This window comes from Pseudophaeobacter sp. C1-32P7 (assembly GCF_041008775.1).
GTDB classification, from domain to species: Bacteria; Pseudomonadota; Alphaproteobacteria; order Rhodobacterales; family Rhodobacteraceae; genus Phycobacter; species Phycobacter gallaeciensis_A.
This window is the reverse complement of sequence record NZ_JAXGFR010000008.1, coordinates 61504-80005: the sequence shown is the minus strand read 5'-3', so window position 1 is coordinate 80005 and position 18502 is coordinate 61504. Positions and strand designations below refer to the sequence as shown.

General features: G+C 60.9%; 20 protein-coding genes. 9 read left to right on the top strand and 11 right to left on the bottom strand.

Annotation, left to right across the window (positions count from 1 at the left end; all coding sequences use genetic code 11):
• The 4 genes from SM763_RS12990 (at position 1) to SM763_RS12975 (ending at position 2430) form a co-directional block, all read left to right on the top strand.
• Positions 1-756: an ABC transporter ATP-binding protein gene (locus tag SM763_RS12990; protein WP_065270547.1), complete on the top strand. Its 756-nt coding sequence runs from the start codon at positions 1-3 to the stop codon at positions 754-756.
• A gap of 259 nt (positions 757-1015) precedes the next feature.
• The gene (locus tag SM763_RS12985) at positions 1016-1276 is read left to right on the top strand and encodes a PepSY domain-containing protein (protein ID WP_065270548.1); all 261 of its coding nucleotides are present in this window, start codon (positions 1016-1018) and stop codon (positions 1274-1276) included.
• Positions 1277-1354: 78 nt separating this feature from the next.
• Complete coding sequence (locus SM763_RS12980; RefSeq protein ID WP_065270549.1) at positions 1355-1897, top strand: cytochrome b/b6 domain-containing protein; 543 nt, start codon at positions 1355-1357, stop codon at positions 1895-1897.
• A complete protein-coding gene (locus tag SM763_RS12975) occupies positions 1894-2430 on the top strand; it encodes a helix-turn-helix transcriptional regulator (protein WP_274837208.1) in 537 nt (178 codons plus the stop codon). The genes SM763_RS12980 and SM763_RS12975 overlap by 4 nt, the downstream gene beginning before the upstream one ends.
• Positions 2431-2461: 31 nt before the next feature.
• Here SM763_RS12975 and SM763_RS12970 read toward each other — a convergent pair whose 3' ends face one another.
• Both SM763_RS12970 and SM763_RS12965 read right to left on the bottom strand, forming a co-directional pair.
• Complete coding sequence (locus SM763_RS12970; protein WP_368998780.1) at positions 2462-3265, bottom strand: 3-hydroxybutyrate dehydrogenase; 804 nt, start codon at positions 3263-3265, stop codon at positions 2462-2464.
• Positions 3262-4770: a class I adenylate-forming enzyme family protein gene (locus tag SM763_RS12965; protein ID WP_368998779.1), complete on the bottom strand. Its 1509-nt coding sequence runs from the start codon at positions 4768-4770 to the stop codon at positions 3262-3264. The genes SM763_RS12970 and SM763_RS12965 overlap by 4 nt, the downstream gene beginning before the upstream one ends.
• 99 nt (positions 4771-4869) lie before the next feature.
• Here SM763_RS12965 and SM763_RS12960 point away from each other — a divergent pair, with 99 nt between their 5' ends.
• From SM763_RS12960 to aat, 4 genes are all read left to right on the top strand, one after another.
• Complete coding sequence (locus tag SM763_RS12960) at positions 4870-5406, top strand: LuxR C-terminal-related transcriptional regulator (protein WP_065270553.1); 537 nt, start codon at positions 4870-4872, stop codon at positions 5404-5406.
• A gap of 202 nt (positions 5407-5608) precedes the next feature.
• The gene (gene accB / locus SM763_RS12955; RefSeq protein ID WP_065270554.1) at positions 5609-6106 is read left to right on the top strand and encodes an acetyl-CoA carboxylase biotin carboxyl carrier protein; all 498 of its coding nucleotides are present in this window, start codon (positions 5609-5611) and stop codon (positions 6104-6106) included.
• A gap of 9 nt (positions 6107-6115) precedes the next feature.
• Positions 6116-7465, top strand: a complete 1350-nt coding sequence (accC, locus tag SM763_RS12950) for an acetyl-CoA carboxylase biotin carboxylase subunit (protein WP_065270555.1) — start codon at positions 6116-6118, stop codon at positions 7463-7465.
• 122 nt (positions 7466-7587) lie between these two features.
• A complete protein-coding gene (aat, locus tag SM763_RS12945; protein ID WP_347508770.1) occupies positions 7588-8220 on the top strand; it encodes a leucyl/phenylalanyl-tRNA--protein transferase in 633 nt (210 codons plus the stop codon).
• On the opposite strand, the gene SM763_RS12940 is transcribed toward aat, so the two are convergent.
• The 6 genes from SM763_RS12940 to SM763_RS12915 form a co-directional block, all read right to left on the bottom strand.
• On the bottom strand, positions 8184-8549 hold the full coding sequence (locus tag SM763_RS12940) for a DUF2155 domain-containing protein (RefSeq protein WP_065273488.1): 366 nt from the start codon (positions 8547-8549) through the stop codon (positions 8184-8186). The genes aat and SM763_RS12940 overlap by 37 nt on opposite strands.
• Positions 8550-8632: 83 nt before the next feature.
• A complete protein-coding gene (gene mlaD / locus SM763_RS12935; RefSeq protein WP_065270557.1) occupies positions 8633-9088 on the bottom strand; it encodes an outer membrane lipid asymmetry maintenance protein MlaD in 456 nt (151 codons plus the stop codon).
• 55 nt (positions 9089-9143) lie between these two features.
• Positions 9144-9530, bottom strand: coding sequence for an NADH:ubiquinone oxidoreductase subunit NDUFA12 (locus SM763_RS12930; protein WP_065270558.1), 387 nt, complete (start codon positions 9528-9530; stop codon positions 9144-9146).
• Positions 9531-9638: 108 nt separating this feature from the next.
• The gene (locus tag SM763_RS12925; protein ID WP_274829027.1) at positions 9639-10001 is read right to left on the bottom strand and encodes a RidA family protein; all 363 of its coding nucleotides are present in this window, start codon (positions 9999-10001) and stop codon (positions 9639-9641) included.
• 107 nt (positions 10002-10108) lie between these two features.
• Positions 10109-11374 (bottom strand): ATP-dependent Clp protease ATP-binding subunit ClpX, encoded by a 1266-nt coding sequence (gene clpX, locus SM763_RS12920; RefSeq protein WP_368998778.1) that lies wholly within the window; start codon positions 11372-11374, stop codon positions 10109-10111.
• Between the two features lie 144 nt (positions 11375-11518).
• On the bottom strand, positions 11519-12151 hold the full coding sequence (locus SM763_RS12915) for an ATP-dependent Clp protease proteolytic subunit (RefSeq protein ID WP_368998777.1): 633 nt from the start codon (positions 12149-12151) through the stop codon (positions 11519-11521).
• A gap of 259 nt (positions 12152-12410) precedes the next feature.
• On the opposite strand from SM763_RS12915, the gene SM763_RS12910 reads away from it, so the two are divergent.
• Complete coding sequence (locus SM763_RS12910; protein ID WP_065270563.1) at positions 12411-13418, top strand: GlxA family transcriptional regulator; 1008 nt, start codon at positions 12411-12413, stop codon at positions 13416-13418.
• Positions 13419-13510: 92 nt separating this feature from the next.
• On the opposite strand, the gene katG is transcribed toward SM763_RS12910, so the two are convergent.
• The 3 genes from katG to soxC form a co-directional block, all read right to left on the bottom strand.
• On the bottom strand, positions 13511-15727 hold the full coding sequence (katG, locus tag SM763_RS12905) for a catalase/peroxidase HPI (protein WP_368998776.1): 2217 nt from the start codon (positions 15725-15727) through the stop codon (positions 13511-13513).
• A 413-nt stretch (positions 15728-16140) separates the two neighbouring features.
• On the bottom strand, positions 16141-17196 hold the full coding sequence (locus SM763_RS12900; protein WP_065270565.1) for a c-type cytochrome: 1056 nt from the start codon (positions 17194-17196) through the stop codon (positions 16141-16143).
• Complete coding sequence (soxC, locus tag SM763_RS12895; protein ID WP_065273489.1) at positions 17180-18463, bottom strand: sulfite dehydrogenase; 1284 nt, start codon at positions 18461-18463, stop codon at positions 17180-17182. The genes SM763_RS12900 and soxC overlap by 17 nt, the downstream gene beginning before the upstream one ends.
• Between the last annotated feature and the right edge of the window lie 39 nt (positions 18464-18502).

Sequence of the window (18502 nt, the reverse complement as noted above, 5' to 3'; positions counted from 1 at the left end):
ATGAACGTCAAACCGGATTTCTCCAAGAACGCCAACCAGGCGACAACGGCTCCGGCCTTCCTGTCAGTCTGGGACATGCACGCCTATTACGGCGAAAGCTACATCGTGCAGGGCATCAACTTTAACGTCCACGAAGGCGAGATCCTTGCCCTGCTGGGCCGCAACGGCGCGGGCAAGACATCGACCCTGCGGTCGATCGCCCGCACCGGCAGCCCGATGGTCACCCAGGGTGAGATCTGGCTGGACCACCAGCCGCTGCACAAGATGGAAAGCCATGAAGCGGCCGCCGCCGGTCTGGGTCTGGTGCCCGAGGACCGGCGCATCATCCCCGGCCTGACGGTCGAGGAAAACCTGCAGTTGGCACAGATCGCCCCGCCCATCGGCTGGTCCATCGAGCGCCTTTACGATCTGTTCCCGCGCCTTGGTGAACGGCGCAAGCAGGAAGGCGTGACCCTTTCGGGGGGTGAGCAGCAGATGCTCGCCATTGCCCGCGCACTGGCCCGGGACATCAAGGTGCTGCTGCTAGATGAACCCTATGAAGGCCTCGCGCCGGTCATCGTGGACGAGATCGAAAAGACCCTCATCCACATCAAGGAACAGGGCATGACCACGATTCTGGTGGAACAGAACGCGGTGCGCGCGCTGGAACTTGCCGACCGGGCGGTCATTCTGGACACCGGCGGGATCGTCTTTGACGGCACCGCCTCCGAGGTTCTGGAAAACGCCGAGCTGCGCGCCGAATATCTGGCGATCTGATCTCAATTCTCCCCGTCGCACTGGTGTTGTGACTGGTGCGGTTACCTCAAGGCCGGCTCCCTTTGGAGCCGGTCTTTTTTGTTTTGCAGCAGGGGAATAGGGCGAAAACCCGCATAAACCGGGGTTATACGCCCCCGAAAATGCCCCCGCATCCATCCCCCGATCTATTCCAGATCCGCCCTGCCCGCTCCGATATGTCCACCACGGCCCGCATGGCGTGCCGCAGTCACATCAGACTGTCACATCAAGGAGACTTATCATGTTCAAACCTTCTGCCCGCATCCTGGCCCTCGCCCTTGTCCTGCCTCTGTCGCTGCCCGTCGCGGCACTGGCCTCGGATGGCAAGCCCAGCGCCGAAGTCGAAGCGCAGATCCGCGCCACACTGACCGAACAGGGCTATGAGGTGCGCAAGATCGAATCCGAAGACGGCATGTACGAGGCCTACGCCCTGAAAGACGGCAAAAAGCTGGAGATCTATCTCAACGACAAGATGGAAATCATCCGCGTCAAGGAAGACTAAAGCCAGCCCGGGCGGAGCCGGGCTGCACGTACCGCTCCGCCCGACCAAATGCCGCATCCATTCGATTGGGAGACCCTCATGCAACGTCACTATGTCTGGGATCCGCTGATCCGTCTGTTTCACTGGTCACTTGTCATTCTGTTCGCCGCTAATGCGCTGCTGACCGATCCGGACGAGAGGATTCACGAGGTATTGGGGTACGTGATCGTTGGCCTGATCGGGGTGCGCATACTCTGGGGGGTGATTGGCAGCCGTTATGCCCGGTTTTCCAGTTTCCCCCCCAGTTTCTCGGGCGCTGTCGGGCAGCTGACGGATATTGCCACTGGGCGGGTGCGTCCGCACCGGGGCCATACGCCGCTTGGCGCCCTGATGATCTACAACCTGCTGCTGACGATCCTTGGCATCGGTCTCACCGGCTATCTGATGACCACCGACATGTTCTGGGGCATCGAATGGCCCGAAGAGCTGCACGAAGCACTGGTCACCTGGGCCGAAATCTCGGTCGTGCTGCATATCGCTGCGGTGATCTATGAAAGCCGCCGCACAAGGGTCAATCTGGCGCGTTCCATGGTCTCGGGGTACAAGGACCTACCGACGAGTCCCCCGGAGACCCAACAGTGACCAACAGCAGATTTGACCCGGCCCAACCCTCCGTTCTGATCGCCCTGATCGTCGTGCAGTCCATCTGCGCGGCGATCTTTCTCGGTGATATCATTGCCGATCTTCTGATGCCCGGCGCGATGAATACTGAAGGGCGGCACGCGGCGATCGAAGCGATTGCCACCTTCGGCCTGATCGCGGCCATCGTGGTCGAGGTGCGCATCCTGATGTGGCTCTTGCGGCGCAAGGCGCATCTGGAGCAAAGCCTGAAGAGCGCGCAGGGCGCCATTCAGGAAGTCATCGATACCGAGTTTTCCACCTGGAACCTGACCCCGGCAGAACGGGATGTGGCGACCTTTCTAGTCAAGGGGCTGAGCACTGGCGAAATCGCCCAGATGCGCGGCAGCGCCGAAGGCACCGTCAAGGCGCAACTCAATGCCATCTACCGCAAATCCGGCAGCGGCAACCGCGCCGAGTTGATGAGCCTCCTGATCGACACGCTGATGGGTCACGGCAAGGACACCGCCCCGGAACCGCTGGCCAAATCGGGCTGACCGGCGCATCCGGGACAGTGCATTTTGGCGCCTACTGCGCGGTCCAGCCGCCATCAACCGGAATGGCGGTACCGGTGACGTTATGCGCCACCGGAGCACAGAGCCACAGCGCCAGCGCACCGATTTCCGATGGATCCGACAGCCGTTTGCTAGGCTGTTTTTCGGACAGAAGATCGGCTATCCCCGCCTCTCTGTCGCCGCCCATCTGCGCCGCTCGCGCAGCCACCTGCGGTTCGATGATCGCGGTTTCGGTCCAGCCCGGACAGATGCAATTCACCGTCACGCCGCCGGTGTCCCGGCTGCCCTGATCGGCATATTCCAGCGCCGCCACCCGGCTAAGACCAACGAGACCGAATTTCGCGGCCACATAGGGCGCCTTGTCCTTGCTGGCGACCAACCCGTGGACCGAGGCGATATTGATCACCCGGCCAAATCCGCGCGCCGCCATGACCGGCAGCGCCGCCTGCATGATGTGAAAGGCCGCCGACAGGTTGACCGCTAGGATCGCATCCCAGGTCTCGCGCGGCATTTCGGCCAAAGGCGCGGTTTTCTGGATCCCGGCATTGTTCACCACGATATCTGCGCCGCCCCAGTCCGCAACGGCGCTCATCAGCGCGTCGATCTCTTCCGGCTGACTCAGGTCCCCGGCAAAGAATCGTGCCTCGGGTGCCCCGGCCTCCTGCAGGGCCTCCGTCGCTGCCTGCGCGGTTGCTTCATCGGCGATGCCATGAACAGCGATACGGGCGCCCGCGCCCGCCAGTTCCTTTCCGATCGCAAGGCCGATCCCCTGAACCGATCCCGTCACCAGCGCCGTTTTTCCAGTCAGATCCGTCATGCGTTTTCCTCCAGCATTTTGCGCAGCTCGGTCTTCAGGACCTTGCCGTAGTTGTTCTTGGGCAGCTCCGCCGTGCGGATATAGGCCTTGGGCCGCTTGAAGCGGGCGATCTGATCGTTGCAAAGCGCATCAAGCTCTGCCTCGGGTGCTGTCCCCACGATAAAGGCCACCACCTCTTCGCCCCAGTCCGCGTGCCTGCGCCCCACGACCGAGACCTCCTGCACATCCGGGTGCATCAGCAGCACCTCTTCGACCTCGCGCGGGTAGACGTTCGACCCGCCGGTGATGATCATATCTTTGGAGCGGTCCTGCAGCGTCAGATAGCCCGCTGCATCCATGACGCCCATGTCCCCGGTCATCAGCCAGCCGTCTTTCAGCGTTTCTGCGGTGGCGGTCTCATTGTTCCAGTAGCCCGGCATCACCGCATCGCCACGCACCATGATCTCTCCGACCTCTCTTGGCGGCAGCGCTGTGCCATCCGGCGATCCGATCTGCACCTCGACCGGGCTTTGGGCGCGGCCCACACCAGCCAGCCGGGCGCGCCATTCCGGATGGCTTCGGTCGATCACGTCATGACGGCTGAGCGCGGTGATCCCCATCGGGCATTCGCCCTGTCCGTAGATCTGTACAAAGACCGGACCGAAATGATCGACCGCCTCGATGATGTCCGCCAGATACATCGGCCCGCCCGCATAGACCACGGTGCGCAGGCCGCGTCCGCTGCGTCCTGCCGCCTTGGCCTGCGCGGTCATGCGCGTCACCATGGTAGGCGCGGCGAACATCTGGACTCGGCCAAAATGCTCGGCCAGATCGAAAATCTCATGCGGTTCAAATCCCCCCGACGGCGGGCAGACATGTGCGGCGCCGACCAGCACGTGCAGCATGGCATAAAGGCCTGCTCCGTGGCTCATCGGGGCAGCGTATAGGATCTGATTCTCAGCGCTGGCCGCATCCACATCGTTGAGATAGGCCAGCGAGACCGTGACCAGCATCCGGTGGGTGATCATCACCCCCTTTGGCCTGCCTGTGGTCCCCGACGTGTAGAACAGCCAGGCCAGATCCTGCGGTGCCCGTCGGACCGGCGCAGTCACAGGATCCGCAGCCAGCACAGCGGCCCCGTCTGCGCCGGAGAAATCGATGATATCCAGCGTCACCCCGGCCTCGCGCAGGGCCGTATCCAGACCAGCCGAGGCAAAGACCAGCCGGGTGCCGGAGTTTTCCAGGATATAGGCCGCCTCGCGCCCATGCAGCTTTGCGTTGACCGGCACCGCCGCTGCTCCGGCATACCAGATCCCGAACAGGGCGATCAGATAGTCCGGGCAATTCTTCATGAAGATTGCGACGCGGTCCCCCGGCTCTACCCCTTGTGAGACCAGCCAGCCTGCAACACGTGCGGCTTTTTGGTGGAAGCTGTCGTAGTCCGCCACCTGATCGCGGCCCAGAAACAAGGCAGGACGGTCCCCGCCCGCCGCAGCCTGACGGGCCAGCCACATTCCGATATTCATGCTAATCCTCCCATAGCGCGCCCTGTTGAGCGGCAGAAATACATTTTCATGCGGCCCCGGCCTCTTCAATTCCGCAAAAATACCCGGTTAATAGAGGTCATGACAGATATCGCCTTTAGCCATGCGCCCGTCGGCCTTGCCGTGCTGGAACGCCGTGTGATCAAACGCTGCAATCTCCAGTTCGCCGCGACCTTTGGCGGGGAGCCAGCCGACTATGACGAAATGCTGATCGCGGATCTTTATCCCACCCAGGAAGAGTTCCGCCGTATTGGCGCGCTTTTGCAGGAAGAAGAGCACCGCACCGGCAGCTATAGCGACGAACGCATCATGCGCCGCCGATCAGGAGAACTCTTCTGGTGCCGGGTGCGTGGGCGATCCGTGTCCCCAGAAGCGCCGTTTCAGACCGGCGTCTGGTCCTTTGCCGATATCTCAGACGACCGCCCCGTGGTCAGCCTGACCCCGCGGGAACGCGAGGTTGCCATTCTGACCTGCAAGGGCCTGTCGGCCAAGGAAATCGGCGCCAAGCTGAACCTCTCCTACCGCACCATAGAAACCCACCGGGCGCACCTTCTGGAAAAGTTCGGCGCCCGCAAACTGCCCGAACTGGTGGCCAAGCTGACCGGGATGCCATTATGAGCCTTTAAGAGGCCATGACAGCTGCCTTTGGCCAATCACAGGCCCCTCTGCAATTGCGAATCCCGCGCGACGCCCCCATGTTGGCGCTAATAGACCGCGCATGATCGGCAGCGCTTTCCTTGTGGTAAAGCTTGGCCTATAAGCGCTCTAATTTCCAGCCTGCGACATCTTCGCAGGCCTGTCGGAACCGGCTGAGGACAAAATGACAGAAAAATCTCACGAAGCTGACGTGGCATTCATCAAGGCGCTGGCGGAACTGCTGCGCGAAAACGACCTGACCGAACTGCAGGTCAAACGGGACTACGGTGAAGATGACAGCCTGAACGTGCGGGTTTCACGGCAAATCGCCGCCGCCCCTGCCCCGGTGCAGACGATCGCAGCGGCACCGGCCGCTGCCGCCGCACCGGCCCCGGCAGCAGCCGCTGCAGCTCCGGCACCGGAAGCCGCAGAAGATCCCGCCAGCCACCCCGGCGCGGTGACCTCGCCCATGGTCGGCACCGTCTATCTGCAGCCCGAACCCGGCGCGCCTTCCTTCATCAAGGTCGGTGACAGCGTCAAAGAGGGTGATACTCTGCTGATCGTCGAGGCGATGAAGACGATGAACCACATCCCCGCGCCGAAATCCGGCACGGTGAAGCGCATTCTGGTCGAAGACGGCGCCGCCGTGGAGTTCGGATCCCCCCTGGTCATCGTCGAGTAAGGATCCAGCATGTTTGACAAGATCCTGATTGCCAACCGCGGCGAGATCGCCCTGCGCGTGATCCGGGCCTGCCGAGAGATGGGCATCCAGTCCGTCGCGGTGCATTCCACCGCCGATGCCGATGCGATGCACGTGCGCATGGCAGATGAGTCGGTCTGCATCGGCCCGCCCGCCGGCAACCAAAGCTATCTGTCGATCCCGGCGATCATCTCGGCCTGTGAAATCACCGGCGCCCAGGCGATTCACCCCGGGTATGGCTTCCTGTCGGAAAACGCCAACTTCGTGCAGATCGTCGAGGATCACGGGCTGACCTTCATTGGCCCCTCGGCTGCGCATATCCGCATCATGGGCGACAAGATCACCGCCAAGGAAACCGCCAAGGAACTGGGTATCCCCGTGGTGCCGGGCTCCGAAGGCGGTGTGCCGGATCTGGCCACGGCCAAGGCCGCTGCGGCCGACATGGGCTATCCCGTGATCATCAAAGCTACCGCTGGTGGCGGTGGACGCGGCATGAAGGTGGCCAAGGACGAAGCCGAGCTCGAAATGGCCTTTTCCACCGCCCGCTCCGAAGCCAAGGCAGCCTTTGGCAATGACGAAGTCTATATGGAGAAATACCTCCAGAAGCCGCGTCATATCGAGGTTCAGGTCTTTGGCGACGGCAAGGGCACCGGTCTGCATCTTGCCGAGCGTGACTGCTCGCTGCAGCGACGCCACCAGAAGGTTTTCGAAGAGGCCCCCGGCCCCTCGATCAGCCCGGAAGAGCGCGCCCGTATTGGCAAGATCTGCGCCGATGCTATTGGCAAGATGGGCTATTCCGGCGCCGGTACGGTCGAATTCCTTTACGAGGACGGCGAGTTCTATTTCATCGAGATGAACACGCGCCTGCAGGTGGAACATCCGGTAACCGAGGGTATTTTCGGTGTCGATCTGGTACGCGAACAGATCCGCGTTGCCTCGGGTCAGCCGTTGTCCTTTGGTCAGGACGATCTGCAGATCAACGGCCATGCCATCGAAGTGCGGATCAACGCTGAGAAACTGCCGAACTTTACCCCCTGTCCCGGCAAGATCACCGCGTTCCACGCGCCGGGCGGTCTGGGTGTACGGATGGATTCGGCGCTCTATGACGGCTATTCGATCCCGCCCTATTACGACAGCCTGATCGGGAAACTGATCGTGCACGGCCGCGACCGGCCCGAGGCGCTGGCGCGTCTCAGCCGCGCGCTGGGTGAGCTGATCGTCGATGGCATCGACACCACCGTTCCGCTGTTCCACGCCCTGCTGCAGGAGCGTGACGTTCTGGCCGGGGATTATGACATCCACTGGCTGGAGCACTGGCTGGAAGAAAACCTGCCCGCCTGAGGGCCGGGATGCAAATGATTGCGACGGGGCGCGTCCATGCCCGCCCTGTCGCCTGAGGGCCTGCCAATAAGGAAAAGGCCACCAAGACGACCGAAGCCACCAAAGCCCCCGGGGGCACCCGCATGAGCCTTACGCCCGAACTCTTGCTGCATGCCTATTCCGTTGGCGTCTTCCCCATGTCAGAACACCGCGACGATCCGGAGATCTTCTGGGTTGATCCGAAACGGCGCGGCATCCTGCCTCTGGATGGGTTTCACATCTCCCGCTCGCTGGCCAAGCGCATCCGCAACGGCGGCTTTTCGATCACCATCAACCGCGATTTCGCTGGTGTGGTCGCGGGCTGCGCCGACCGCCCGGATACCTGGATCAATGGCGAGATTTTCGACCGTTATATGGACCTGCACCGGATCGGCCATGCGCATTCGCTTGAGGTACGGCATGGCGATGAACTGGTTGGAGGCGTCTATGGGGTGTCGCTCGGCGCGGCGTTCTTTGGCGAAAGCATGTTCTCGCGCCAACGGGATGCATCAAAGGTGGCGCTGGCGTACCTGGTGGACCGGTTGCGGCAGGGCGGATTTGTTCTGTGCGACACTCAGTTCCTGACCGATCATCTGGCCTCACTAGGCGCGATCGAGATCAGCCGTGCGGCCTATCGGCGGCAGTTGCGCGATGCCATGGAAGGGAGCGGTGATTTCACCCGCCCGCAAACACCGACGCCTCACTCGCTTTTGCAGCGGATGACCCAGACGTCATAGCGATTGTGATCCAGCGCATTCAGCGCCGGGCTTGAGGCGATCATCCAGCCTTCAAAGAAGACTTCGCCATTGGCCGGGCTGCGCACGGTGAGGAAGGCATAGGCATCGCCGGTCGGGTTGTCAGCAGGATAACGGCATTCGCCCAAAGTCACGATCAGGCCCAGGATTTCTGCGCTGCCACCGACGGGGATCTCGGCATCCACCGTGCGCCCGTTGACCTTATCAAGGCCGCGCAAAACGGCAGCAGAGCCCGATGCGGCCTGTTCTTGTGCCGCCTGATCCTGTTCTGACAGCTCCTGCGTAATCACCGCCTGCGCCGCGGCATCCATCGCGGTCAGGCCGAACCCGGCACAAACCGCGCAGCCCCAAAGCAGCGCCGATCTGACAGTCCGCAGCCGGGCCGCGAGGTGCGTCACTGGTCTTCTCCACCACTTCCGGAAACGAATTTCACCAGAAGCGAAATCAGGCTAACAGCGCCTTGAGTGTCGAGGATCTCCTCCCCGGCCTCCAGGTTCAGCGGCGAACCACCGGGCATGATCTCGACGAAGTTACCGCCCAGCAACCCTTCGGAGGAGATCACTGCAGAGCTGTCGTCGGGAATCACGATGCCATTGTCCACGGTAAAACTGGTATCGGCGCGGAAGGTCTGCGGGTTCAGCTCGACCCCGGTGACGGTGCCGATCTTGACCCCAGCCAGCCGCACATCGGTGCCGACGGTGACCCCTTCGAGAGAGCGGAAAGAGGCGCTGAGCGGATAGCCAGCCCCGCCGCGCGACAGGCCCGCAGCCTGTCCAGCGTAGACGGCAAAGGCAAGCGCCGCCGCAACGACAACGCCACCGGCCAGAACCTCTGTGGTATTATGGGACATATCGCCTGCCTAAATCGTTATTTGTCGTCAGCTGACATCGCAAAGATGTCAGGGGTTACTCGGGAACCCAGGCCTCGTAGTCGCTGCGCCGCTCAGGCTCACCGCCCCGGCGGATCGATCCGGCCGGAGCATATGCCAGCGCGGTGCCGGTCAGGTTTTCCTGATGCGGTTTTTCCCAGGTCTTATGCGCCAGCGGCTTGTCGCTCGGCACCTCGTCAAAGGTCCGGTGCAGCCAGCCATGCCAGTCGGGGCTGACACGCGAAGCTTCGGCCTCGCCGTTGAACATGACCCAGCGGCGGCTGTCATCGGCATTGCGGTAGAACACATTGCCCGCGTCATCCTCGCCCACTTTGATGCCTTTGCGGCGGGTGTAGATAGCGGTGTTGAGCGTGGAGCCGTTCCACCAGGTCACAGCGCGCAGAAGAGAGTTCAGGATTCCCATGGGTGCCTCCGAAAATGTTGCCCCTGATATGGCGTACTTTCGGCGCGAGGTCCAGTGGGTTGCCACCCTGTGGCTAACAGCATGGCAGGAATTGGCACGATCCCAGGCTTACTGGGGCAGAAGGGCCGTAACTTCGATTTCAATCCGATACTTCGGGTCGATCAGCCCGCATTCGATCATGGTTGCAGCGGGGGGATTATCCCCAAAGGTTTCGGCCAGCATCGGCCAGCAGGCATCGAATTCAGCCCGGTCCGGCAGGTAATAGTTCACCCGCACCACATCGGCAAAGGAAGCGCCAGCCTCCGCCAGTGCCTTTGCAATGATATCCAGCGCCGAGCGGCACTGAGAGACAACATCCTCTCCCTGCCCCACGGTGCCTGCGACATGCACGAAACCGCCCGCCACAACGGCCCGGCAATAGCCAACCTTTTTCTCAAATTCACCGCCGGATGAAATGCGTTTGATCGTCATGAAATGACCCTCTCTGTATTGAATCCCAAACCCCATAGAAAAAGGCGAACGTCAAAATGACGTTCGCCCCTCCACGCAACAGCGCAAATGCGATCCACATCAGCGGGTTAACCGGCCGATGCGGATTCCTTTTCGTCAGCGTAGATCATCAGAGGCTGCGCATCCGATGTCACCGCTTCCTCGTTCACGACTACCTTGGTGAGGTTCTCCATGCCCGGCAATTCGAACATGGTGTCGAGCAGGATATCTTCGAGGATCGAGCGCAGGCCCCGGGCACCGGTTTTGCGTTCGATGGCTTTCTTGGCAATTGCCATCAGCGCCTCGTCGGTGAAGTCCAGCTCGGTGTCTTCCAGCTCGAACAGGCGCTGGTACTGTTTGATCAGCGCGTTCTTCGGCTTGGTCAGGATGGTGACAAGCGCGTCCTCATCCAGATCTTCCAGCGTTGCCAGAACCGGCAGACGGCCAACAAATTCCGGGATCAGGCCGAATTTCAGCAGATCTTCGGGTTCCAGATCCTGGAAGATCTCGCCTACGCCGCGGTCATCATTGTCACGCACATCGGCGCCAAAGCCCATGGCAGAGCCCTTGCCGCGCTGCGCGATGATCCGGTCGAGACCGGCAAACGCGCCACCGCAGATGAACAGGATATTGGTGGTGTCCACTTGCAGGAATTCCTGCTGCGGATGCTTGCGCCCGCCCTGCGGCGGAACGGAGGCCACGGTACCTTCCATCAGTTTCAGCAGCGCCTGCTGCACGCCCTCGCCCGATACGTCGCGAGTGATCGAGGGGTTTTCCGACTTGCGGGTGATCTTGTCGACCTCGTCGATATAGACGATGCCGCGCTGAGCGCGCTCGACGTTGTATTCCGACGCCTGCAACAGCTTGAGGATGATGTTCTCCACATCCTCGCCCACGTAACCGGCTTCGGTCAGCGTGGTGGCGTCAGCCATGGTAAAGGGCACATCCAGAATGCGCGCCAGCGTCTGCGCCAGCAGCGTCTTGCCGCAGCCGGTCGGGCCGATCAGCAGGATGTTTGATTTCGCCAGTTCGATATCGCTGGCGGTTTTCTGCGCGTGGTTCAAACGCTTGTAGTGGTTGTGCACCGCCACCGAAAGAACCCGCTTTGCCGTGGCCTGACCGATCACATAATCGTCAAGAACCTCGCAGATGTCCTTGGGCGTGGGCACGCCATCGGTGGCCTTCAGCCCCGACGCCTTGGTTTCTTCGCGGATGATGTCCATGCACAGTTCGACGCATTCGTCGCAGATGAACACGGTCGGTCCTGCAATCAGCTTGCGCACCTCATGCTGGCTTTTGCCGCAGAAGGAACAGTAAAGCGTGTTCTTGCTGTCGCCGCTTGAGTTCGTTGCCATGATCTACCTTTCAGTCCGCTCGGGCCGAAAAAGAGCCGTCAGCCCCCTTCGCCTTTTTGACAGCTTAAGACACTGCTCAAGCGGTCACAATGTCAAAGTGTGCCCCAAAGGGATAGGGGCACACACCCAGTTGATCTACCGGGCTTAGCTGGTTTCGTCGTCGCCTTTGCTGCGGCTTTCGACGATTTCGTCAATCAGGCCAAAGGCCTTGGCTTCTTCGGGCGACATGAAATTGTCACGCTCCAGCGCGCTTTCGACCTGCTCGTATTCCTGGCCGGTGTGCTTCACGTAAATTTCATTGAGGCGGCGCTTCAGCTTCAGCGTTTCCTCGGCGTGGATCATGATATCGGTCGCCTGACCCTGATACCCGCCGGACGGCTGGTGTACCATCACGCGGCTGTTGGGCAGCGAAAAGCGCATGCCGGGCTCACCCGCGGTCAGCAGAAGCGAGCCCATCGAGGCCGCCTGACCAATCACCAGGGTCGAGACCTTGGGTTTAATGTACTGCATGGTGTCGTAGATCGACAGGCCCGAGGTCACAACACCGCCGGGGCTGTTGATATACATCGAGATTTCCTTGGACGGGTTTTCCGCCTCAAGGTGCAGCAGCTGCGCCACGACCAGCGAGCTCATCCCATCGTGAACCGGACCGTTGAGGAAGATGATACGCTCTTTCAGCAGGCGCGAGAAGATATCGTAGGCGCGCTCACCCCGGCTGGTCTGTTCAACCACCATGGGCACCAGAGTGTTCATGTATGTTTCTGTCGGATCAATCATTAGGACCTGCCTGCTTTGAATTATGTCCGCCATCATATCGGACCAACTGTTACCTGAGTCTTAGTGCTCGCCCAAAAGGCCTGCAAGGGGCGGTATGCGAATTTAAACTGCCTGCGCCCGTCCTGCCGCTCCTCCTGCGACCGGTTCCGCACCCCGGGCCAGCAGGTCGCTATTCGCGAATCCCCGGTCGCAATTCCCCGGCCTGCCTGCAAAACTCTGGCTTAAGACACAGAGACACTCCCGGCGGCGGATCCATGCCATGACAGATGACAGCTTCGTTCAAAAAGGTGCGGCGGCAAAGCTGGACGTGCCATTTGAAGGGGAACCGCAGGATTTCTATTTCCTGCTGCTGAAAAAGGCGACGATGCTGCCCGTCGCAGCCGCAATCGAACCTCTGCGGATCGCCAATCAGGTCACCAACACGCGGCTTTATCGCTGGTTCGTGATGACCGAGGATGGCGAACCGATCCGGTGTTCAAACGGGATGATGATCACGCCGGACATGCCCCTGCGCCCCCTGCCCGCCGACAGTCTTGGCTTTGTCTGTGCCGGGGTCGAACCCCAAAGCACCGCTGGCGAGGCCACGCTCAACTGGCTGCGCCGCGAAAGCCGCTTTGGCCGCTCCATCGGTGGCATCTGCACGGGCGCGTTTGCACTGGCGCAGGCCGGGCTGATCAAGGATCAGAAATTCACCCTGCACTGGGAAAACCAGCCGGGGTTCATCGAACGATTTCCGCGCTTGACCCCATCCGCCAATACATTCGAGGTTTCGGGCCCCCTGATGACCTGCGGCGGCGGCAATGCCGCGACCGACCTGATGCTGAGCCTCATTGAAGCGCGCCACGGCAAACAGCTGGCCATTATCGTGGCCGACATGTGCCTGCATGCCCGCTCCGGCGGACAGGCCGCGCCGCAGAAGTCGAATTTCGCGGTTGCCATCGGCAGCCGCAACCAACGTCTGCTGAACGCCTTGCAGCTGATGCAAGAAGCGATCGAAGAACCGCTTCAGATCGGCGATCTTTGCGCCCGATTGGATATCTCCCGACGCCAGCTGGAGCGGCTTTTTGCCCGCTACCTGAACCAGAGCCCGATGCACGTCTATTGCGATATGCGGCTCAGCCATGCCTTTGCCCTGATGAATGAAACCTCGATGTCGGTGACCGAGATCGCGCTGGCTTCGGGCTTCAACAGCACCACGCATTTTTCCCGCCAGTTCAAACGCAAATTCGGTGCCAGCCCGCATTTCTTCCGTAAAGGCTGGTCCTGACACCCAACGGGCTGATGCCCGGCGCCCAAGTAAGAACGCCCCGGCAATTGCCGGGGCGTTGGTTGTTTTGCGGACAGGTCAAAAAGCCGTGTTCAGGCCAGATCGAAGCGATCTGCGTTCATCACCTTGGTCCAGGCCGCCACGAAGTCATTGACGAATTTTCCGCCATTGTCCGCCTGGGCATAGACCTCGGCCAGGGCGCGCAGTTGCGAGTTGGAGCCAAAGACCAGATCACAACGGGTGGCTGTCCATTTGACCTCTCCGCTGGCGCGGTCGCGGCCTTCGAACTCCTGTGCCTCGTCCGAGGTGGGTTTCCACTCGGTCGACATGTCCAGAAGATTGACGAAAAAGTCGTTCGACAGGGTTTCAGGCTTATCCGTGAAAACACCATGGGCAGTCTGCCCGACGTTGGTGTTCAGAACCCGCAGGCCACCGACAAGTGCCGTCATTTCCGGCGCCGTCAGCGTCAGCAGCTGCGCCCGGTCCAGCATCATCTCTTCCGGCGCAACAGTGAACTGCGTCTTCTGGTAGTTGCGGAAACCATCAGCCACCGGTTCCAGCACCTCGAAGGATTCAACATCGGTCTGCTCAGCCGTTGCATCCGCGCGTCCGGGGGTGAAAGGCACAGTGATGTCCTGCCCAACCTTCTTTGCAGCCTGCTCGATACCAACCGAGCCACCCAGCACGATCAGATCTGCCAGCGACACCTGTTTACCATCGCTGCGGCCTGCGTTGAAGTCGCCCTGGATCCCTTCCAGCACGCCCAGAACACGGGCCAGCTGTTCGGGTTGGTTGGCTTCCCAGTCCTTTTGCGGCGCCAGACGGATACGGGCACCGTTGGCACCGCCCCGCTTGTCCGACCCACGGAAGGTCGAGGCCGAGGCCCAGGCGGTCGAAACCAGCTCAGGGATGGTCAGATCCGAAGCCGCGATCTTCTCTTTCAGTTCGGCGATTTCCGCCTCACCAATGACCGGATGGGTCACGGCAGGGATCGGATCCTGCCAGATCAGATCTTCGGCGGGAACCTCATCGCCCAGGTAGCGCGATTTCGGCCCCATGTCGCGGTGGGTCAGCTTGAACCAAGCGCGGGCAAAGGCATCTGCGAACGCGTCCGGGTTCTCGTGGAAACGACGCGAGATCTTCTCATAAGCCGGGTCCATGCGCATTGCCATGTCGGCAGTGGACATGAAGATCGGAACCTTCTTGGACGGATCCTCCGGATCCGGCGCCATATCCTCTTCCTGGATGTCCTTGGGAGTCCAGACCCAGGCACCGGCCGGGCTTTTGACCTTTTCCCATTCGTATTTGAACAGCACGTCAAAATAACCGTTGTCCCATTTGATCGGGTTCGCCGTCCAGGCGCCTTCCAGACCCGAGGTGATGGTGTCACGGCCCTTGCCGGATTTGTAGCTGCTGAGCCAGCCAAAACCCATCGCCTCCATCGGCGCGGCTTCGGGTTCGGCGCCCACATGGGCGGCATCGCCCGCGCCGTGCATCTTGCCGAAAGTGTGGCCACCAGCGGTCAGCGCCACGGTTTCCTCGTCGTTCATCGCCATGCGGGCAAAGGTTTCGCGGATGTCGCGGCCCGAGGCGATGGGGTCCGGGTTACCGTCAGGACCTTCCGGGTTCACGTAGATCAGGCCCATCTGCACGGCGGCCAGCGGGTTTTCCAGCTCACGATCGCCAGAATAACGGCTGTTTTCCGTATCAGAGGTCGCCAGCCATTCGTCTTCGGCGCCCCAGTAGATGTCCTCTTCCGGCTCCCACACGTCAGCGCGGCCACCGGCAAAACCGAAGGTCTTGAAGCCCATGTCCTCAAGCGCGCAGTTGCCCGCAAGGATCATCAGGTCGGCCCAGGAGATCTTGTTGCCGTACTTCTGCTTGATCGGCCACAGCAGGCGACGCGCCTTGTCGAGGTTGCCGTTATCCGGCCAGCTGTTCAGCGGCGCAAAACGCTGCTGCCCCGTGCCACCGCCCCCGCGGCCATCGCCGGTGCGGTAGGTGCCTGCGCTGTGCCAGGCCATGCGGATGAACAGACCGCCATAGTGACCGTAATCCGCCGGCCACCAGTCCTGGCTGTCGGTCATCAGTGCATAAAGGTCTTTCTTCAGCGCCTTCAGGTCGAGTTTCTTGAATTCTTCTGCGTAATCAAAGGCCTGCCCCATCGGGTCGGACTTTGCGCTGTTCTGATGCAGGATCCGCAGGTTCAGCTGGTTCGGCCACCAATCGCTGTTGACGCGCGCGCCAAAGGTGGTTGTGCCGCCGTGCATCACCGGGCATTTGCCGCTGGGAATATCATTGCCGTCCATTTTTTCCTCCGATTATTGCTACGTTTCTGTCGTCGTGGCGCGACACCTGCCCCGGAATGGGCCATTCCAGAAGGACAAGTGTCTGTCAGGAGAAGAGCCTTTGCGTGGAGTGCAGAAACGCAGATCGGATCCGCAGCCCTAAAGGCCTCCCTCCCTTAACCTAGAAACGTTCTAACAAATCCGCGTGATAAAAATAAGTTATTTTTAATGATAGCAATCATAGTAAATTCCTATGCCTTGTTCGCGGATGCGCGAACCACAGCGACCCAGCCGACAATCAATCCTGTTCGGCAATAAAAAACAGGCGCGGAAGCGATCCGCGCCTGTTTTCAGAAATGTGTTGCCAGGTGGACTGCCCGGCCCCGCCGCCCCATGTAGAGCGGCAACGCCAGAACCATATGGCCGTCAGACCATCAGCCGCCGAAGGACTTCAGATAGGCGATGACCGCTTCGATGTCGTCGTCTTTCTTCAGCCCAGCAAAGGACATTTTGGTCTTTTTCATGTATTTCTTCGGCTTTGCCAGGAAGGCAGAAAGCTCTTCTTCGGTCCAGACCAGACCGTCTTCATTGGCCGACTTCATGGCCTTGGAATAACGGAAGCCTTCCACAGCACCAGCAGCGTGACCAACGATTCCGTTCAGAACCGGACCGGTCTTGTTCTTGGCCTTGTCACCCACTTGGTGGCAAGACTTACACTTTTTGAAGACCTTTTCGCCATCTGCAACCAGTTCAGGGTCCAGCGCGGCAACCTCTTCCACCGGCTCAGCGGCGGCAGGCTCTTCCGCCTTGGCCTCTTCAACCACGGCTTCACCGGTTTCCGCCGGAGGGACTTCGCCAGTTTCGTCTGGGGTCACATCGAGAACCGCCGCACGCATGGTGATTTCCACGCTGTCCTTGCAGTTTTCCATGCAAGGCGTGTCGGTCCAGAAATGCGCTTCGGAGGTCAGGCGGTCATCGACGATGAAGCCATCCGCGTTGGGCATTTCCACATCCAGGAAGTTCTCGTTCGACAGGGTGAACTCGTCATCCACCAGATCGTTGGAGTACAGGATATAGGCCACGATGGCATAGACCTCATCCGGTTCCAGCGTCTGCGCCGCGCCAAACGGCATCGAGCGGTTGACGTAATCCCAGGTGGTCGACAGATGCGGCCAGTAGGAACCCACGGTCTTCAACGGGTCCTCGTGGTCCAGCGTGTCGGCACCGCCCGCCAGTTTCGGCCAGTTTCCAACGCCCTCGGCGAAATCGCCATGGCAGACAGCGCATTGTTCGGCAAAAATTTCTTCGCCGGTGAAGACATCACCGGAACCTTCGGGCAGGCCGGTCCCATCGGGGCTGACGTCCTGGTTCCACGCAGCGATCTCTTCGGGCAGCGCCGGGCGGCCCAGTCCGAATTTCTCTGCATAGGCAGGCACCGCCAAGGCGGTGGCCACTGCTGTTGCTGCGATCAGATTAGGAAACTTCGACATTTTCCGCCTCTCCGTTTGCCTTTACCCACCAGGTCTGGATGGAATTGTTGTGATAGATCGAGTTCAGACCACGCACGTCGCGCAGCTGGGTCTTGGTCGGCTGCACATAGCCCGAGCTGTCGCGGGCGCGGCTTTGCAGGAACATTTCCTGACCGTCCCAGTCGATATCGAGGTAGAAGCGCGTCAGCGCCTTATCGGTTCCGGGCGCCGCAAGGCGGGCCTCATTCCAGGTCTTGCCGCCATCAATGGAGACATCAACGCCGGTGATGTGGCCGCGACCGGACCAGGCCAGACCGGTGATGACCAGCGGACCCTTGCCGTGGGTGATCGGCGACTGCGGGCTGGGGCTGGTGACAACGGATTTCGCATCCATTTCCCAGGTCCATTTGCGGCTGGTGCCGTCGGCCAGCGTGTCGGTGTACTTCGAGGTTTCCTCGCGGGATTCAACCGGGCCGTTGGTGACTTCGATGCGACGCAGCCACTTGACCCACATGTTGCCTTCCCAGCCGGGAACGACCAGACGCACCGGATAGCCGTGCTCTTTGCGCAGGGCTTCGCCGTTGGCCTTGAAAGCCACCAGAACGTCGTCCAGCGCCTTGTCCATCGGGATCGAACGGCCGTTAGAGGAGGCATCGGCGCCTTCCACATAGACCCATTTGTCCTTCAGATCGCCTGCAGCATCCAGACCGGCCTCTTCCAGCAGCGTGCGCAGGCTGACGCCGGAATATTCCATGTTGTGGATCATGCCGTGGGTGAACTGGGCACCGTTCAGCTGGGCACCCGCCCATTCCATACCCGAGTTCGCCGCGCATTCGCAGAAGTAGACGCGGTTTTCACGGGGAAAACGCTCCAGATCGGCGTAGGAGAAGACCAGCGGCGTGTCGACCAGACCGTTGATCATCAGGCGGTAGTCTTCTTTCTTCAACTCGATCGCGCCCGAGTGGTGACGTTCGAACGCACAACCCTGCGGCGTAATGGTGCCATCCAGGGCATGGATCGGGGTAAAGTTGATCGACGAAATCGTATCGGCGGTCAGCCATTCCACGTTGCGGCGGATCACATCCGATTCATAGCTGATCGGAAGACCATACGGGGTGGCGTCGACGCCATCACCCAGGCCACTGGCCCATTCCTGGACTTCCGTGATCAGCGGGTCAGGCCCGGCCGCCTGGGCCGCACCAGCAACCGCAGATCCGGCCCCGGCCGCAGCCGCACCCGCCAGAAACTGACGGCGCGACGGGGTGAAACCCTTTGAATTATCGCTCATCTTGTTCATGCCTCCATATTTAGATGAGTGCCCTGGCAG

Excerpts from the sequence above, each read along its gene's own strand:
- SM763_RS12990 (WP_065270547.1), top strand. The coding sequence starts at position 1 with ATGAACGTCAAACCGGATTTCTCCAAGAACGCCAACCAGGCGACAACG.
- SM763_RS12985 (WP_065270548.1), top strand. The coding sequence starts at position 1,016 with ATGTTCAAACCTTCTGCCCGCATCCTGGCCCTCGCCCTTGTCCTGCCT.
- SM763_RS12980 (WP_065270549.1), top strand. The coding sequence starts at position 1,355 with ATGCAACGTCACTATGTCTGGGATCCGCTGATCCGTCTGTTTCACTGG.
- SM763_RS12970 (WP_368998780.1), bottom strand. The coding sequence starts at position 3,265 with ATGACGGATCTGACTGGAAAAACGGCGCTGGTGACGGGATCGGTTCAG.
- SM763_RS12965 (WP_368998779.1), bottom strand. The coding sequence starts at position 4,770 with ATGAATATCGGAATGTGGCTGGCCCGTCAGGCTGCGGCGGGCGGGGAC.
- SM763_RS12960 (WP_065270553.1), top strand. The coding sequence starts at position 4,870 with ATGACAGATATCGCCTTTAGCCATGCGCCCGTCGGCCTTGCCGTGCTG.
- accB (WP_065270554.1), top strand. The coding sequence starts at position 5,609 with ATGACAGAAAAATCTCACGAAGCTGACGTGGCATTCATCAAGGCGCTG.
- accC (WP_065270555.1), top strand. The coding sequence starts at position 6,116 with ATGTTTGACAAGATCCTGATTGCCAACCGCGGCGAGATCGCCCTGCGC.
- aat (WP_347508770.1), top strand. The coding sequence starts at position 7,588 with ATGAGCCTTACGCCCGAACTCTTGCTGCATGCCTATTCCGTTGGCGTC.
- SM763_RS12940 (WP_065273488.1), bottom strand. The coding sequence starts at position 8,549 with ATGGATGCCGCGGCGCAGGCGGTGATTACGCAGGAGCTGTCAGAACAG.
- mlaD (WP_065270557.1), bottom strand. The coding sequence starts at position 9,088 with ATGTCCCATAATACCACAGAGGTTCTGGCCGGTGGCGTTGTCGTTGCG.
- SM763_RS12930 (WP_065270558.1), bottom strand. The coding sequence starts at position 9,530 with ATGGGAATCCTGAACTCTCTTCTGCGCGCTGTGACCTGGTGGAACGGC.
- SM763_RS12925 (WP_274829027.1), bottom strand. The coding sequence starts at position 10,001 with ATGACGATCAAACGCATTTCATCCGGCGGTGAATTTGAGAAAAAGGTT.
- clpX (WP_368998778.1), bottom strand. The coding sequence starts at position 11,374 with ATGGCAACGAACTCAAGCGGCGACAGCAAGAACACGCTTTACTGTTCC.
- SM763_RS12915 (WP_368998777.1), bottom strand. The coding sequence starts at position 12,151 with ATGATTGATCCGACAGAAACATACATGAACACTCTGGTGCCCATGGTG.
- SM763_RS12910 (WP_065270563.1), top strand. The coding sequence starts at position 12,411 with ATGACAGATGACAGCTTCGTTCAAAAAGGTGCGGCGGCAAAGCTGGAC.
- katG (WP_368998776.1), bottom strand. The coding sequence starts at position 15,727 with ATGGACGGCAATGATATTCCCAGCGGCAAATGCCCGGTGATGCACGGC.
- SM763_RS12900 (WP_065270565.1), bottom strand. The coding sequence starts at position 17,196 with ATGTCGAAGTTTCCTAATCTGATCGCAGCAACAGCAGTGGCCACCGCC.
- soxC (WP_065273489.1), bottom strand. The coding sequence starts at position 18,463 with ATGAGCGATAATTCAAAGGGTTTCACCCCGTCGCGCCGTCAGTTTCTG.